We start from the raw sequence: 15,776 nt of genomic DNA on the forward strand, positions 1-15,776 counted from the left end.
ACATCACTCCCGCGCCGCGCGGGTGCGAGGAAACCGGCAGGTTTGCGTGGCCACCGCGCTGGGCACACCGGAAGCCAATCATTTCCGCTACCGGGGGGCCGACCATGCTCGTCTACCAAGAGACACGTACCCAGGACATCCGCAAGGCGCTGGACGCACGGCGCGCGGAGCTCGCGGAGGAGCACACCGCCGCGGTCGCGGAGATGACCCTCGCCGGGACGGCCGACTCCGGTGACGACGTCGCCGACCTCGGCACCAAGGCGTTCAACCGGGAGCAGGAGTTCGCGCTCGCCGTCTCCATCCGCAACCGGCTGGAGCAGGTCGAGCGGGCGCTGGAGCGCCTCGACGCGGGCCACTACGGCACGTGCGAGACCTGCCGCGAGGAGATCCCGGTGGCCCGCCTGGCCGCCTTCCCGTCAGTCACCCTCTGCGTCGGCTGCAAGAGCCGCAGCGAGCACCGCTACTAGGTCCAGGGCGCGCTGCGCCGCGCTTCGCAGGTGCGGCAGATACTCGACCGCCGCCCCGTCGCCGGCGAGGTCCTCGGCGAGGAATGTGGCGTAGTTCAGCACCGCACCCAGGGCGTTGGACAGGTCGTGCGTGGTGGCGGCCACCGTCGCGCGCAGCGCATCCTCGCCCATCCGGCCCCCCGCCTGGAAAACGCTGACTAGAGTGAGTCCCGTTCGCGATCGTAACGGGGCGTAGTCAAATGGTAACTCTAATCACGGGTGTCCTGATCGCGGCGGTGTTCCTGCGGGCACTCGGGGGCTTCCTCCGTCACCGGGACCCGGTGCAGCGCGACATCGCCCTGATCTTCCTGCCCACCCTGGCGGTCTACGCCAACGCCGCGGTCCGTGAGCTCACGCACCGGCCGCTGCCGGTGGCCGCGAGCGCCACGGCGACCGCGCTGCTGCTCATCCAGCCGTACCTCACGCTGCGGCTCACGGCGCGGCTCGGCCGGGTGCCGCGCTGGCTCGACGTCGGCCTGCTGGTCCTGCTGCTGGGCAGCATCGCCGCCGTAACCGCCGCGCCGCGCCCGCTCAGCACCGGATACCTCGTCCTCGTCACGGCGACGTTCACGGTCACCGAGGCGATCGCCGGCTGGATGCTGCTGCGCGCGGCCGGTCGCCGCTCCGGCGCCGCCCGGGTGCGGCTGCGCCTGGCCGCCGCGGCCACCTACGTGTTCCCGGTGATGCTGCTGCTGTTGGTCACGGCGGCGGCGCGCTACCCGGGCGAGCGGGTCTGGCTGCAGCCGGCCGGGCGCCTGGTCGGGCTGGCCGGCGCGCTGCTGTACCTGCTCGCCTTCGTCCCGCCCGGCTGGATGCGCCGGATGATGTCGGCGACGGTCTGGTACGAGGCGACCGAGGACCTCCAGCGGCTGCCGGCCGACGTGAGCACCGGCCAGATCTGGCGGCGCTTCGTGCACGTCGTGCACGACACCACGGGTACCGACGTCGTGCTGCTCCTGGGGGAGGCGGACGCCGGCGGCCGGCTCGAACGCATCGCCGCGGTCTGCCGCTCCGGCACCCGGCTGCCCCACGCGCCACTCGAGTTCGACCTGGCCGGGCTCGCCGCGACCCGCCAGCCGGTGCCGCTGCGCGCCGACCACCCGCTGGCGCAGGCCACCGGCGCCCGGCTGGCCACCGTGCTGCGGATCGAGGGCGTGGGCACGGCGCTGCTGCTGGACCGCTACCGCGCCCTGTTCAGCATCGACGATCTGCGCCTGACCGGCGTGCTCGGCACACAGGCCAGGGTGCTCGCCGAGCGCGGCGCGGTGCTGGCCGAGCAGCGCGACCTCGCCGCTCGGCTGGCCGACTCGGTCGCCGCGCTCACCCACGCCAGCCAGGCCAAGAGCGACTTCCTGGCCGGCATGAGCCACGAGCTGCGCACGCCGCTCAACGCGATCATCGGCTTCAGCGACCTGATGCGCGCCGAGCCGGCCGAGGACGATCGGCGCAGCGTGCCGGCCGAGTGGGTCGACCACATCCACAACAGCGGCCGGCACCTGCTGGGGCTGATCAACGACATCCTCGACCTGGCCAAGGTCGAGGCGGGCCGGCTCGAGCTCGGCCTCGAATCGATCTCGCTCGACACCGCGGTCGGCGAGGTGATCACCACGCTCCGGCCGCTCACGGATCGCAAGGGGCTGCAGGTGTACCTCGACGTGCCGCCGACAGCCGCGGTGCGCGCGGACCCGCTGCGGCTGCGGCAGATCCTCGACAACCTGCTCTCCAACGCGATCAAGTTCACCCCAGACGGCGGCCTGATCGCGGTCACGGTCACCCCGGAGGCCGAGGAAGTGTCGATCACCGTCGCCGACAGCGGCATCGGCATCGCGCCCGAGGACCAGGAGCGGGTGTTCGAGGAGTTCCAGCAGCTCGGGCCGGCCGCGCAGCGCAAGGCCGGCACCGGGCTCGGGCTCGCGCTGACCCGCCGGCTCGTCGAGGCGCACGGCGGCACGATCGGGCTCGCGTCGGCGCCCGGCGAGGGCAGCCGCTTCACGGTCCGGCTGCCCGTCGCCGACGCGCCGCAGGCCGCGCCCGGGGGCGAGGCCGCGCCGGGCGCGGACTCCAGTCCGGGACGCGGCCGCGTGCTGATCATCGACGACGACGCGCGCGCCGCCGAGCTGCTGGAGGCGTACCTGACCGGCGCCGGATACCAGGTCCGGACCGCCTCGAGCGGCGAGGCCGGACTGACGGAGGCCGGCGCCTGGCGCCCCGACGCCATCCTGCTCGACGTCATCATGCCCGGCCTGGACGGTTGGGACGTGATCCGCCGGCTCAAGCGCGACGAGGCGCTGAGCACGATCCCCGTCTTCTTCGCCACGATCGTCGACGACCGGCGCGCCGGCCTCGCCCTGGGCGCCACGGACTTCTTCGTCAAGCCCGTCGATCACGACGCCCTGCTGGCCCAGCTGGCCCGCCACGTCGTGCCCGCGCTGTCGCAGGAGCAGGCCTCGGTACTGGTGGTGGACCGCGACGACCACACCCGCGCCGTGGTGGAACGTCAGCTCAGCGAGGCCGGGATCATCGTCGTGACCTGCGACGACGGGCCGGAGGGCCTGCGCCTGTCGCGCGACCGCCGGTTCGACCTGATCATCTGCGACCTGCAGATGCCGGACGTCGACGGCTTCGCGCTGCTGTCCGGGCTGGACGGGGAGCCGTCCACGCGCGGCATCCCGGTCCTGGCACTGACCGCGCCGGACCTCTCCGCCGCCGACCGGCGCCGCCTCACCGGCAAGGTCATCGGCACGGTACCGCGCAACTCGGCCGCCGCCGACGGCGTGCGCGAGTGGATCGACCTCGCGGCGGTGGCGAACTCCCTCACCGACGCCCGCGATCCGCATCCGGATTCCACCCGAGAGGAGGTCGAGTGATGGGCCGTGTGTTGCTTGTCGAGGACGAGGAGCTCAACCGGGTCCTGGTGCGAGCGATCATCTCGCGGGCCGAGCCGCCGGCGGTGCGCAACGCCGACCTCCTCGAGGCCGGCTCGCTGGCCGCCGCCCGCGACACGCTCGCCGCCGAGGCCGTCGACCTGATCCTGCTCGACGTCAACCTGCCCGACGGCAACGGCCTCGAGCTCGCCGCCGAGCTGACCGAGGTGCCGGCCCGGCCGACCGTGATCGCCCTGACCGCGAGCGTCCTGCCACACGAGCGGGCCGCGGCGATGGCGGCCGGCTGCGACGCCTTCCTGGACAAACCGTACGCAGCCGCTGATCTGGTGACAATGATCGCATCACACCTAAGCTGACAGCGATGGGTTTGATCCCGACCCCTGCCTGGGTAGGTGCCTGAGGCTCCACTCACACGGCAAATGAGGAGGGACGGGTGCAGACTCTCGCCTCAGGCCTGCGCCTGCAGATGGACACGATCGACTACGTCCTGCTGGCGCTCTACTTCATCACCGTGCTCGGGGTGGGTCTCGCCGCCCGCCGCTCGATCCGCAACAGCGTGGACTTCTTCCTCTCCGGCCGCTCGCTGCCGGCATGGGTGACCGGCCTCGCGTTCATCTCCGCCAACCTCGGCGCCCTGGAGATTCTGGGCATGGCGGCCAACGGCGCCAAGTACGGCATCATGACGGTCCACTACTACTGGATCGGCGCCGTCCCGGCGATGGTGTTCCTGGGCATCGTGATGATGCCGTTCTACTACGGCTCGAAGGTGCGCAGCGTCCCCGAGTACATGCGCCGGCGCTTCAACCGGCCCGCGCACGTGCTCAACGCGCTGTCGTTCGCGCTGGCCCAGGTGCTGATCGCGGGCGTCAACCTCTACGCGCTCGCGCTGATCATGCAGGCGCTGCTCGGCTGGCCGCTGTGGACGGCGATCGTCGTCGGCGCCCTCATCGTCCTCGCCTACATCACGCTCGGCGGCCTCTCCAGCGCGATCTACAACGAGGTGCTGCAGTTCTTCGTGATCATCGCCGGCCTGCTGCCGATCGCGATCATCGGCCTGGTGAAGGTCGGCGGGTTGCACGGGCTGTTCGACGCGGTACGCCAGACCAAGCTCGGCGACGCCGGCCTGCACACCTGGGCCGGCACCGCCGGCAGCGACAACCCGCTGGGGGCGCCGTGGTGGGGCATCGTCTTCGGGCTCGGGTTCGTGCTGTCCTTCGGCTACTGGACGACGAACTTCGCCGAGGTCCAGCGCGGCCTGTCGGCCCGCAACATGAGCGCGGCCCGGCGCACGCCGATCATCGCGGCCTACCCGAAGCTCGTCATCCCCTTCGTCACCGTGATCCCCGGCCTGGTTGCCCTGGTCACCGTGAAGGGGCTCGGCGCCGGCACCGGCGACCTGCAGTACAACAACGCCATCCCGCTGCTGATGCGCGACTTCCTGCCCAGCGGCGTGCTCGGCATCGCCGTGACCGGCCTGCTGGCGTCGTTCATGGCCGGCATGGCGGCCAACGTGTCCGGGTTCAACACGGTGTTCACGTACGACATCTGGCAGGAGTACGTGGCCAAGGACCGGCCGGACGCCTACTACCTGAAGGTCGGGCGGCTCATCACCGTCGTCGGCGTGCTCATCGGCATCGGCACGGCATTCATCGCGGCCGGGTACAGCAACATCATGGACTACATCCAGGCGCTGTTCTCGTTGTTCAACGCCCCGCTGTTCGCCGCGTTCATCATTGGCATGTTCTGGCGGCGGATGACGGCGTGGGCGGGCTTCTGGGGGCTGCTGGCCGGCACGGTCGCCGCGTTCGTCACGTACGCCGGGTACAAGTGGTTCGGCTGGTTCTCCTTCGGCTCCGACCTGGACGAGTCGTTCTGGGGCGCCGGCATCGCGTTCGTGGTGGTGACGATCGTCGCGCTGATCGTCACGCCGCTCACCAGGAGCAAGCCGGAGTCCGAGCTCCAAGGCCTGGTGTACGGCATCGGCCGCCACGACCTGCGCGCCGACGCGATCGCCGGGGACACCGCCTGGTATCGCTCGCCGGTGCTGCTCGGCTCGGGCGCCCTCGTCCTCGCCGCCCTCTTCTACCTGCCGTTCCTGTAAACCTGGGGCGCTTCGGGAGCATCGTCATGAGTGATCAGAAGATCGACACCGCCCGGGCCGCACGGCTCTTCGACGTCCGCCGGGTCATCGGAGGGCTCTTCACGGTGTACGGCGTGATCGTCACGATCCTGGGCATCTTCGACACGCAGGCGGAGATCGACAAGGCCGCGGGCGTGCGGATCAACCTCTGGATCGGGCTGGGGATGCTCGCGCTTGGTCTGCTGTTCCTGCTGTGGCAGCGGCTGCGCCCGGCCGAGCCGCCGGCGACCTCGGACATCCCGCCGGCGAACCAGGCCGGCGATCAAGTCCGCGATTAGGTCTGCGGTCGGGTCGCGGAGCCGATATCCAAACCGGAGCCGGGCACCGCACACTCTCCGGCATGAACATCGTGCTGGCGGATGCGGCGCCCCCGCCGTCGTTCACGGCGGGTACCGCCGTCGTCGTGGCCCTGGGCTGCCTGGTCTTCGTGGCCGCGCTCGTCGTGTTGATCGTGTGGCTGGTCCGCCGGACCAAGAACGGCCGCTACTGAGGTGCCAGCAGCCCGATGAGCAGCGAGCTCGCGTTCGCGCCGACCGCGACAACCACCAGTAGCACTTTATCCCGATTCATCGCCTTTATGAGGATTAGTGCCTCTACGGCGGTGGCCAGCGCCTCGGCCGACCAGAGTCTCGCCGCGCCCGGGTGCGGGGCGAGAAAGAGCCACAGCACCGGGTGGGTCGCCAGGTTGACCAGGACGCCGAGCAGCGCGGCCCGCCGGATGCCCGCCAGCCGCAGCACCACCAGGGCCGCCGTGTACAGCGGCACCTCGACCGCCAGGGTCAGCAGCAGGGCGGGTAGCACGCGATGAAGATAAGCCTGCTCTTCGGCCTCGCCGCCGGCGCCGCGCTGACGGTGGCGCTGCACGCGCCGCTGGCTACCACCGTGCTCGGGCTGATCGCGTTCGGCGTCCTGCACAACGTGCTCGAGCTGCGGTACGTCGCCGGTCGGTTCGCCCCGGTGCTCCGCGGTCGCTTCCTCGTCGTCCTGCTCGGCCTGATCAGCGCGATCGTCGTGTGCCGCCTCGCCGCCATGTTCGTCGGCGAGCCGGCTCGCTATGCCGAGATCCTGGTCGGCTACGCGGTGCTCGCCGCGGGCTGTGCCCACGCGCTGCGCGGCCGACGGCTCGGCGCGGCCGCGGTTGTGCTGACCGTGGCGGCGGCGATGTCGCTGGGCTTCCCTGGGTACCACTTCGTGATCTTGGCGCACCTGCACAACGTCGTGCCATTGTTCTTCCTGTGGGAGTGGGGCGGCCGGCTTCGCCGTGCGGCCGTGTTCCGCTGGACGCAGGTCGCGTGGGTGCTCGGCGTGCCCGCGCTGATCCTGGCCGGCGCGCTCGACTTCGCGCTCGGCGGCATCGCACCGTCGACGGTCGCCGCGTTCGCCGGGGACCCAGCCCGGATCATCGCCGCCAGCGCGCCGCCCGGCTCGACCACGATCACCGGTGCCCGGTTTTTAGTAGTATTCGCATTTTTGCAGACTATGCACTATTTCGTGTGGGTGTACTTCCTGCCCCGCCACGCGCCCGACGCCGCACGGGCCTTCGAGGCGCGTCTGGGCGTGCTGCGAGGCTGGCGTGCCTGGGCATTGGGCGGCGGGCTGGGCGCCGCGTTCGCCGTGCTGTTCGTGATCGACTACGCCTCCGGCCGGGCGCTGTACGGCGCGTTCGCCTCCTACCACGCATACCTCGAGTTCCCCGTCCTGCTCGCGCTGCTGTCAGCGTCCGGTACAGCCGGTTCACAGCTGGTTTTCAGGGAAACCGCATCCGAGCGTCAGGATCCGGCGGCAGTCTCGACATGACAGGGGAACTCTGAGGGTATTTGGAGCGAATCATGACGCGGCTGCTTGTGGTCGACGACGAGCCGGACATCGTCGAACTGCTCTCCGCGAGCCTGAGGTACCACGGCTACGACGTCGCGAGCGCCACCAGCGGGCGGCAGGCGATGGAGGAGGCGCGGCGCTTCCGGCCGGACATGATCCTGCTCGACGTCATGATGCCCGAGCTCGACGGCTTCGAGGTGCTGCGCAAGCTGCGCGGCGAGGGCACCCGCGTGCCCGTGCTGTTCCTCACCGCCCGCGACGCGACCGAGGACAAGATCAAGGGCCTCACGCTCGGCGGCGACGACTACGTCACCAAGCCCTTCTCCCTGTCCGAGATCCTCGCCCGCATCCAGGCAGTCCTGCGCCGCGTCGCCGATCCCGCGGGGGGTGCGGCCGCCCAGACCTCCCGGTTGAGCTTCGCCGACATCGAGCTGGACGAGGACACCCACGAGGTGTTCAAGGCGGGCCAGGAGGTCCAGCTCTCGCCGACCGAGTTCAAGCTGCTGCGGTACTTCATGACCAACCCCGGCCGCGTGCTGTCGAAGGCGCAGATCCTCGACCACGTCTGGCAGTACGACTTCGGCGGCGACGCCGGCGTCGTGGAGTCATATGTCTCCTACCTGCGCAAGAAGATCGACACCTCTGAACCGCGCCTGCTGCAGACCCTGCGAGGCGTGGGCTATTCACTCCGGCTGCCCCGAACATGAAGTCCTGGCCGCTGCGCGTCAAGCTCGTCGTGCTGATGCTCGTCCTGCTCGCGGCGGCCCTCGTGACGACCGGCACCGCCGGCGTGTACAGCACGCGCGACTACCTGCTCACCCGGGTCGACGCCCAGCTCCTCGGCAGCGTCCGCCAGGCCGCGATGGCCTGCGAGAGCCCCGGAACGAAGTTCGGCGGTCCGGGCGTCGCCCCGATGCAGCGCAACGGCTACTACGTGGCCTGCATCGACCGGAATGGCGCCATCGACGAGCGCTTCTTCAACCCGATCGCGACGGGCCAGCGCCGCCCCGCGCTGCCCGCGACCGCCGAGGGCATCGGCCCCATCACGCGGCTCGACAGGGACACCATCGGTGCGTACGCCACCGTGTCTCCCATGGGCGGCGACGGCCACCAGTGGCGCGTGCTCTTCGCCCGCCAGCCCGGCGGTCCCGGCTACGCCCGCGCCCCGGTCGTCATCGCCATCAGCCTCGACGACGTGGACGCGACCGTCACGCGCCAGCTCTGGACGAGCGTGACGATCGGCGCCTTCGTCCTCGTGGTGCTTGCGGTCGTCGCCTACCTCCTCGTCCGTTCGAGCCTGCGTCCCCTGGTCGAGGTCGAGCAGACCGCCGAGGCGATCGCGGCCGGCGACCTGAGCCGCCGCGTCCCCGAGGCCGACCCACGCACCGAGATCGGCGGCCTCTCGCAGGCCCTCAACACGATGCTCGGCCAGATCGAGACCGCCTTCGACGAGCGTCGGGCATCCGAAGAGCAGGCCCGCGCCTCGGAGGAACAGGCCCGCGCCTCCGAGGATCGCATGCGTCGCTTCATCGCCGACGCCTCGCACGAACTGCGCACCCCGTTGACCTCGATTCGCGGCTTCGCCGAGCTTCACCGCCAGGCGGGTAAGAGCGACGAGACGATCGCGCGCATCGAGCACCACGCGACCCGCATGGGCCTCCTGGTCGACGACCTGCTGCTCCTGGCCAGAATGGACCAGCAACGCGCCTTGGAGAAGAGGCCCGTGGACCTCCTGTCCCTGGCCACCGACGCCCTCATCGACGCCCGCGTGACCGCGACGGGTCACCGCCTACGCCTGCGCACCGCCAGCAGCGGCGACGACGAGGCCGAGGTGGAACCCCCCATCGTCCTGGGCGACGGGGTCCGCCTGCGCCAGGTCGTGCAGAACCTCCTGTCCAACGCCCTGACCCACACCCCCGCCGGCACGGAGGTCACCGTCTTCGTCGGAACCGAGGCCGAGCACGCCATCCTCGAGGTCTCCGACAACGGCCCGGGCATGTCCGCGGAAGACGCGTCAAGAGTCTTCGAACGCTTCTACCGCACCGATCCGAGCCGCACCCGTGCCCTTGGCGGCTCCGGCCTGGGCCTGTCGATCGTGGCCGCGCTGGTGGCGGCTCACGGCGGCGAGGTGACCCTGCGAACGGCCCCCGGCGAGGGCGCCACCTTCCGCGTCTCGATCCCACTGCTCAAGGCCACGCCCCAGTAGCGCCCCTGGGCCTCCTTCTGGCCGTCAGCTCCCGGCTGGTGTCGCGGGTCACACCCATGTGACAAGGGCGCCCCGCCCGGGTGACGTGGCCGGGCGGTGTCCGGCGAACCGTAGAAGAATGACCACGCCCTTCCAGGTCACGGTTCCCCGGCTGGCGGTTCCGGTGGGCCCCGACGACCACACCATCGGCCCGCAGACCGCCCCAGTCTCGCTGGTCGAGTACGGCGACTTCCAGTGCCCGTACTGCGCGATGGCGCATTCGATCATGCAGGACCTGCTGCGACTGCGGCGTGAGACGCTGCGGTTCACCTTCCGCCACTTCCCGCTGACGAATGTGCATCCGTACGCCGACCTCGCCGCCGAGGTGTCCGAGGCGGCCGGGGTGCGAAATGCCTTCTGGCCGATGCATGACTGGCTTTTCGACAGCCAGCGCAGCATCAACCCCCGCCAACTCATGGTCGGCGTCGAGCGGCTCGGCCTGCCCTCGGCCGAGATCGGCGACGAGGTCGGCGCGCACCTCTACCTCGACCGCGTGCGCCGCGATCTGGTCGGGGGCGTGCGAAGCGGTGTCGCCGGCACGCCGACCTTTTTCATCAACGGCATCCGGCACGACGGCGGGTACGGTCTCGACGAACTCCTCGAGGTCGTCGACGAGGCGGCCGAGGTGGTTCGGGCAGGGGAGCGGCCGGACGGCTACTGACCGTGAATGCGGTACGGGAAGCCTGCGATCGCCGGGCGTTACTGCAGGTCATGTGCACGTGAATGTTCCGCATCGAATTCGGCGGGCGGTGAAATCACCGCCCGCCGATCGTGGGTGCGCATCGGCACTGTTCGCCCCGGAACATAGGGAAAACGCTCTCCGATCCGCCCGCGTCAAAGGCCGGACATCACCGGCGTGGCCGGGGCCAGGCTGTTACCGACCGTGCGTCGGCACCCGAAACTCCGGGCGTTACGTTCCGTAGTTTTTAACCCCTGGGACTATCGTCTATACGATATTGTCTGACCTGCGTTAACACGATTTAGCATTCGAGAGTTGCGAACCGACCAACACGCAGTGCATGCTTTCGCGTTGGGTCGCACGGTCTTTCGGGCCCTAACCAGTTGTCGGTCTCTGGGTCTGGGGAACCCGGGGAGCGTCCGGTCCGTGGGGCCGGTCGCCCGGACGAAAGAGCAGTGACGTGCGCGGTCGATGGAAGACCGGTCGACTAGAGGTTCAGGCCTATGCTGCTGGCCGATGACTTCTTCCTGATCGCGCACGACGACCGGGGCGGCAAATCCCGGTTGTCGCCGCGCGCCGTGGAGCTCGGGCTGGCCGGCGCGATGCTCGGCGAACTGGTCCTTGAGCAGCGGATTCTGGTGGAGGGTCCGCGGCTCCGGGTGATCAACCGGGATCCCCCGTCCGACCCTCTGGCACACACCAACCTGGCCACGATGGTGGCCGAGCAGCAGCACCGCGAGGTGCGCACGTGGCTGATGTTCCTTGGCCGTACGGCGGTCGAGGCGGTCGGGCAGCGCCTGGCGCGCGTCGGCCTGGTCGAGCAGGTTCAGGTGCGGCGGCTACTGCGCTCCGAGACCCGCTGGCTACCCGCCGACGTCAACCTGCCGGCGGGGCGAGTGGTCCGGCTGCGGCGCCTGCTCACGGGCGCCGAGCCGATGCGGGTGGCGGACACGACCCTCGCCGGCCTCGCCGAGGCGACCGGGCTGACCGGTCACGTCCTGTGGGATCGCGAACCGGCCGACATCAGAAGACTTCAACAGGCGATCACCACCCTGCCGCCGCCGCTGCGCGACCTGATCCTGCAGGTCGAGTCGGCGGTCGGCGACTCGGTGCTGTCGCAGCGCGGGTGACGACGCGGTCGGACTTCCCTCTCCCCTTCCCCTCAAAACCATGGAGGACCGATGTCCGCAACGTCGCCCCCGCGACCGAGCGTGGTATCTCAGGCACTGGCCCGTGACCGGCTGGGCGTGCCTTCTGTCATCATGTTCGCCCTGACGGCGGCCGCGCCACTCATGGTCGTCGGCGCGCTGGTCTCGACCGGCTGGGGCGTCGTCGGTACGACCGGCTTCCCCCTCGCCTTCGTGATCATCGCGATCATTCTGGCGGTGTTCAGCTTCGGCTACGTGGCGATGTCCCGCCACATCACCAACGCCGGCGCGTTCTACTCCTACATCGCCCAGGGCCTCGGCCGGCCGTTCGGCGTGGGCGGCGCCATGGTCGCCCTGGTGGCCTACAACCTGCTGCAGGTCGGCCTGTACGGCGCGTTCGGCGCGTTCCTGTCGCAGTTCCTGGCCGACAAGGCCGGCGTGAACGTCGAGTGGTGGGTCCTGTGCCTGGCGCTGTGGCTGTTCGTCGCGGTGCTCGGCCTGCTGCGCGTCGACGTCAACAGCAAGGTCCTCATGGTGCTGCTCGGAGCCGAGCTCATCGTGGTGACCATCTTCGACGTCATCTTCCTCAGCAACCCGGCCGGCGGCTCGGTCAGCTTCGAGCCGTGGACGTGGGGCGCGCTCCAGGGCGCGGCCGGCCCGGCGTTCGCCGTCGCGGTCACCGCGTTCGTCGGCTTCGAGGCCGCACCGGTCTTCGCCGAGGAGGCCCGCAGCAAGAACCGCACGGTCGCCACGGCCACCTTCCTCGGCCTGGCGGTCATGGTGGTCTCCTACGCGATCACCAGCTGGGCGGCGTCGGTGAGCATCGGCGTGGACAGCACCGTGAAGGCGGCCCAGGACACCCTGGACACCGGCGGCCCGTTCTTCCCGACCCTCGCGGCGAAGGGCGGCGCCTGGGCCCACGACGTGGGCACCGTGCTGCTGATCACCAGCATCGCGGCGGCGGCGCTGAGCTACCACAACACGACCGCGCGCTACGCCTTCGCGCTCGGCCGCGAGCGGGTGCTCCCGGCGTTCTTCGGCCGTACCCGGGCCCGCTCGGGCGCCCCGGCGTCGGGCTCGCTGTTCCAGACGGTCATCGCGCTCGTGGTCATCGTGGTGTTCGCGATCCAGGGCTGGGACCCGCTGGTGAACCTGTTCTTCTGGCTGGGTACCTCGGGCGGCATCGGCGTGCTGCTGCTCGTCACGGCGACCTCGCTGTCGGTGATCTTCTACTTCGCCCGGGACAACCGCGGCGAGGGTGCCTGGGCACGGCTCATCGCGCCGATCCTGTCCACGATCGCCCTCGGCTACGTCATGTGGCAGGTCTTCAACAACTTCGGCCTGCTGCTGGGCCTCGCCCCGGGCCAGAGCAGCGCCGCGACGTGGGCGTTCCCGGCCGCGTACGGCGTGGCCGCGGTCATCGGCATCGTCTGGGCGCTCATCCTGCGCAGCATCAACCGCCAGGACTACGACGCGATCGGCCTGGGCGCCCGGGCCAACACCGCCCGGATCGAGTCCGTCGAGGCGGCCGAGGTCCGGTAGCAGTGAGGGAGGCAGGCGGTGGCCTGCCTCCCTCACTGGTTTTCTTGCACGCCTACCACCGGGTGTTACCCATAGGTGAGCGCCGGCGTGGGCTCTACTCGGTCGGCGGCCCGGCGAAGCGTGCGGGCGGTGAGGCCGCGCACCTTCGTCATTGTGGCCGATTCCGGCCGGCGGTCGTCGACGACGGGGGCGTTCGGCAGGGCCGAGTGCGCCTCGGCGCGGAAGGTGTCGAGCGTGATGAGCAGTGCGAACGGGGTCATGGCTTCTCCTTGAGTGGCTTGGGGCCGGTGGTCGCCCTGACCACCAGTGAGACGGGCAGCGTCAGGCGCCGCCGTCGTGGGTCCTCGGGCGGATCGAGCAGGATCTCGCCCGCGAGCCGCCCGCGCTCGACGCTGGGCTGGCGGATCGTGGTGAGCCCGGCCGGCTCGGCCTCCGGGATGTCGTCGAACCCGGTGACCGACACGTCTCGGCCGGGACGCAGGCCCCGCACTCGCAGCGCATCGAGCACGCCGAGCGCGAGGACGTCGGAGGTGGTGAGGATCGCCGTGGCCCGGTCGAGCCGGTCCAGGGCGTGCGCCGCCGCGGCCGCGCCCTCTTCGCGGCCGTTGCGCGCCGCGTTGATGAGCAGCACCCGCTCCCACGGCAGACCGGCGGCCGCGAACGCGTCGCGGAACCCGCGCACCCGCTCGCCGGTGACGTAGTAGCGCAGCGCGTCCGGGTCGGCGTCGACCGGGCCGGTGACGCCGCCGTGGACGATCCAGTGCGCGACGACCGCGATGTCACGGTGACCGAGCCTGGCGATGTGCTCGCCGAGCCGGCGCGCCGCCGCGCGCTCGTCGATGCCGACATAGCCGGCTTCGGGCCCGAACGCGGCCGGGTCCTCGCCGATCACGATCGGCACCCCGCGGCTGCGGATGAGCTCCAGCGCGCCGTGCCAGTCGGGCACGCAGTACAGGCAGAACGCGTCGACCGCGGCGTTGCTGACCACCCGCCGGACGGCCTCTTCGTCCTCGGGCAGGTTGAGCAGCAGCAGCGAGGTCTCCCGCGCCGACGCGGCCTCGGCCAGCCCGCGCAGATAGGCCACCGCGTAAGGGTCGGTGAAGGCCATCGACAGGTCGTCGGTGAGCAGCACCCCGATCGCGTTGACCTTGCCCCGGCGCAGCGACCGGGCCGTCGGGTTGGGGCCCGGGTAGCCCAGCCGCTCGGCCGCCTCGAGGATCCTGGCGCGCAGCTCGGGGGAGAGCTGATCCGGCCGGCTGTAAGCGTTGGAGACGGTGCTCCGTGACACGCCCAGCTCGTCGGCGATGGTCTGCAACGTCGCCGCCATGGCGCCGGATCCCCCCTTCCCTTTGCATCGATTCAGAACCCTTCTGTATCGATACAGTACGCCGAGGGGAGTCCGGCCACCAGTCGTTTGCCCGGTCCTGGCATGTGTGTCGCAACACGTGCCCTGACCAGGTCATTTAATGGTCACGCAATGGGCCGCCACCAGGGTTCAAGCGCCGGTAACGCATCGATGTCCACCCGGTAACCCGGCCGCGGCACGACGAGCTCGATGTCGCGCGCCCGCGCCTCCTCCAGGAGCCGCTCGACGGGCTCGGACCACGCGTGCAGGGCCAGGTTGAACGTGCACCAGTGCAGCGGGATCAGCACCCGGGCCTGGACGTCGAGGTGCGCGCTCGCCCCGTCCTCGGGCTTCATGTGGATGTCCGGCCAGGCGTCGTTGTACGCGCCGACCTGGATCAGCGACGCGTCGAAGGGCCCGTGCCGCTCGCCGATCTCCTTGTATCCGTCGAAGTACCCGGAGTCGCCGGTGTAGAACAGGCTCCGGCTCGCGCCCTTGACCACCCACGACGCCCACAGGGTGCCGTCGCGGGTGAAGCGGCGGCCGGAGAAGTGCCGGGCGGCGGTCGCGGTGAGCGTGACGCCGCGCACCGTCGCCTGCTCGTCCCAGTCCAGCTCGATCAGCCGGTCCTGCGGTACGCCCCAGCGCTCCAGGTGCGCGCCCACGCCCAGGGGTACGAGGAACGGCGCCTGCTGGGTGCGCAACAGCGCGCGGATCGAGGCCAGGTCGAGGTGGTCGTAGTGGTCGTGGGAGATGACCACGGCATCGATGCGGGGCAGTTCGCCGATCGGCAGCGGCATCGGGTGCAGCCGCTTCGGCCCCAACAACGGCGTCGGCGAGCAGCGCTCGCTCCACACCGGGTCGAACAGCACGCGCACGCCCTCGATCTCAACCAGCGCCGTCGAGTGACCCAGCCAGGTCACGTGCAGCCCGTCCGGCGCGAGCCGGCCGCCCAGCTCGGGGCGGGTCACCGGGATCTCGCCGAGCGGCCGGCGCCGCTGCTGGCCCGTGAGCAGCTCCACGAACGCGCCCCGCATCGCGTGCGGCGGCAGCATGTCGGCCGGCACCGTGTTTCGGAACCGCCCGTCGGCGTACTGCGTGGACCGGCGCATCCGCTCGGCCCGCGCGCCCGCCGGTATCGCCCCGAGCTGCGCCGGAAGGTCGCGCAACGCCCACGCCACGCCACCGGCGGCGGCCGCCACCGCGGCCAGAGCGAGCACCCGAGTCGTTTTCCCCATTGCCCCGTCGCCTCCAGTTGTGGTGAGGTTCAGCACCCGTCCGTTTCGATTTTCTCTCGGTACTCCGGCCAGCCAGACCCGGCCGACCTCCTTCGAAGGCCTCCGATCTGCGGAAACGTCACTCGTGGCGCTCCGTACGCCCGGCGGCCACCGCTGGACGCGACCGGCCAGGCTCTGTTGCCGGACATCCAGGTGTGCAAGGCTGCCCGCGAACTCCCCAATCACGCGTT

Annotated in this window: 17 protein-coding genes; 12 read left to right on the forward strand and 5 right to left on the reverse strand. The window is 70.6% G+C overall.

The features are described 5' to 3' along the window. Positions 1-104 precede the first annotated feature (104 nt). Positions 105-467: a TraR/DksA family transcriptional regulator gene (locus ABT297_RS15740; protein ID WP_350549358.1), complete on the forward strand. Its 363-nt coding sequence runs from the start codon at positions 105-107 to the stop codon at positions 465-467. Here ABT297_RS15740 and ABT297_RS15745 read toward each other — a convergent pair. After that, positions 417-638 carry a hypothetical protein gene (locus ABT297_RS15745; RefSeq protein ID WP_350549360.1) on the reverse strand — a complete coding sequence of 74 codons (222 nt, stop codon included), beginning with the start codon at positions 636-638 and terminating at the stop codon, positions 417-419. The two genes, ABT297_RS15740 and ABT297_RS15745, sit on opposite strands and share 51 nt — an antisense overlap. Before the next feature lie 68 nt (positions 639-706). Here ABT297_RS15745 and ABT297_RS15750 point away from each other — a divergent pair, with 68 nt between their 5' ends. The 5 genes from ABT297_RS15750 (at position 707) to ABT297_RS15770 (ending at position 6,021) form a co-directional block, all read left to right on the forward strand. Further along, positions 707-3,373 carry an ATP-binding response regulator gene (locus tag ABT297_RS15750; protein WP_350549362.1) on the forward strand — a complete coding sequence of 889 codons (2,667 nt, stop codon included), beginning with the start codon at positions 707-709 and terminating at the stop codon, positions 3,371-3,373. Then, positions 3,373-3,747, forward strand: coding sequence for a response regulator (locus ABT297_RS15755; protein WP_350549364.1), 375 nt, complete (start codon positions 3,373-3,375; stop codon positions 3,745-3,747). The genes ABT297_RS15750 and ABT297_RS15755 overlap by 1 nt, the downstream gene beginning before the upstream one ends. A 110-nt stretch (positions 3,748-3,857) precedes the next feature. Next, positions 3,858-5,492 carry a sodium:solute symporter family protein gene (locus ABT297_RS15760; protein WP_350549495.1) on the forward strand — a complete coding sequence of 545 codons (1,635 nt, stop codon included), beginning with the start codon at positions 3,858-3,860 and terminating at the stop codon, positions 5,490-5,492. A gap of 26 nt (positions 5,493-5,518) precedes the next feature. Beyond that, a complete protein-coding gene (locus ABT297_RS15765; RefSeq protein ID WP_350549366.1) occupies positions 5,519-5,809 on the forward strand; it encodes a hypothetical protein in 291 nt (96 codons plus the stop codon). A 62-nt stretch (positions 5,810-5,871) separates the two neighbouring features. Further along, positions 5,872-6,021 carry a hypothetical protein gene (locus tag ABT297_RS15770; protein ID WP_350549368.1) on the forward strand — a complete coding sequence of 50 codons (150 nt, stop codon included), beginning with the start codon at positions 5,872-5,874 and terminating at the stop codon, positions 6,019-6,021. Here ABT297_RS15770 and ABT297_RS15775 read toward each other — a convergent pair. Next, on the reverse strand, positions 6,015-6,332 hold the full coding sequence (locus tag ABT297_RS15775) for a hypothetical protein (RefSeq protein WP_350549370.1): 318 nt from the start codon (positions 6,330-6,332) through the stop codon (positions 6,015-6,017). The genes ABT297_RS15770 and ABT297_RS15775 overlap by 7 nt on opposite strands. A gap of 3 nt (positions 6,333-6,335) precedes the next feature. Here ABT297_RS15775 and ABT297_RS15780 point away from each other — a divergent pair, with 3 nt between their 5' ends. The 6 genes from ABT297_RS15780 to ABT297_RS15805 all read left to right on the forward strand — a co-directional run bounded on the left by ABT297_RS15780 (position 6,336) and on the right by ABT297_RS15805 (position 12,963). Then, positions 6,336-7,328: a hypothetical protein gene (locus ABT297_RS15780; RefSeq protein WP_350549373.1), complete on the forward strand. Its 993-nt coding sequence runs from the start codon at positions 6,336-6,338 to the stop codon at positions 7,326-7,328. A 32-nt stretch (positions 7,329-7,360) separates the two neighbouring features. Then, on the forward strand, positions 7,361-8,056 hold the full coding sequence (locus ABT297_RS15785) for a response regulator transcription factor (protein WP_350549375.1): 696 nt from the start codon (positions 7,361-7,363) through the stop codon (positions 8,054-8,056). Continuing rightward, positions 8,053-9,555: a sensor histidine kinase gene (locus ABT297_RS15790; RefSeq protein WP_350549377.1), complete on the forward strand. Its 1,503-nt coding sequence runs from the start codon at positions 8,053-8,055 to the stop codon at positions 9,553-9,555. Before ABT297_RS15785 ends, ABT297_RS15790 begins: the two co-directional genes overlap by 4 nt. 118 nt (positions 9,556-9,673) lie before the next feature. Next, positions 9,674-10,255, forward strand: coding sequence for a DsbA family protein (locus ABT297_RS15795; RefSeq protein WP_350549379.1), 582 nt, complete (start codon positions 9,674-9,676; stop codon positions 10,253-10,255). 521 nt (positions 10,256-10,776) lie between these two features. Continuing rightward, positions 10,777-11,403 (forward strand): GOLPH3/VPS74 family protein, encoded by a 627-nt coding sequence (locus tag ABT297_RS15800; protein WP_350549381.1) that lies wholly within the window; start codon positions 10,777-10,779, stop codon positions 11,401-11,403. A gap of 51 nt (positions 11,404-11,454) precedes the next feature. Next, the gene (locus ABT297_RS15805) at positions 11,455-12,963 is read left to right on the forward strand and encodes an APC family permease (protein ID WP_502885575.1); all 1,509 of its coding nucleotides are present in this window, start codon (positions 11,455-11,457) and stop codon (positions 12,961-12,963) included. A gap of 65 nt (positions 12,964-13,028) precedes the next feature. Here ABT297_RS15805 and ABT297_RS15810 read toward each other — a convergent pair whose 3' ends face one another. The 3 genes from ABT297_RS15810 to ABT297_RS15820 form a co-directional block, all read right to left on the reverse strand. Beyond that, a complete protein-coding gene (locus tag ABT297_RS15810; RefSeq protein ID WP_350549385.1) occupies positions 13,029-13,223 on the reverse strand; it encodes a hypothetical protein in 195 nt (64 codons plus the stop codon). Continuing rightward, a complete protein-coding gene (locus ABT297_RS15815; protein WP_350549387.1) occupies positions 13,220-14,290 on the reverse strand; it encodes a LacI family DNA-binding transcriptional regulator in 1,071 nt (356 codons plus the stop codon). Before ABT297_RS15815 ends, ABT297_RS15810 begins: the two co-directional genes overlap by 4 nt. A gap of 143 nt (positions 14,291-14,433) precedes the next feature. Beyond that, entirely contained in the window at positions 14,434-15,546 is a 1,113-nt protein-coding gene (locus ABT297_RS15820; RefSeq protein WP_350549389.1) for an MBL fold metallo-hydrolase, read from the reverse strand. Positions 15,547-15,776 lie beyond the last annotated feature (230 nt).

This window comes from Dactylosporangium sp. NPDC000555, from assembly GCF_040300025.1.
Taxonomy (GTDB): Bacteria; Actinomycetota; Actinomycetes; order Mycobacteriales; family Micromonosporaceae; genus Dactylosporangium.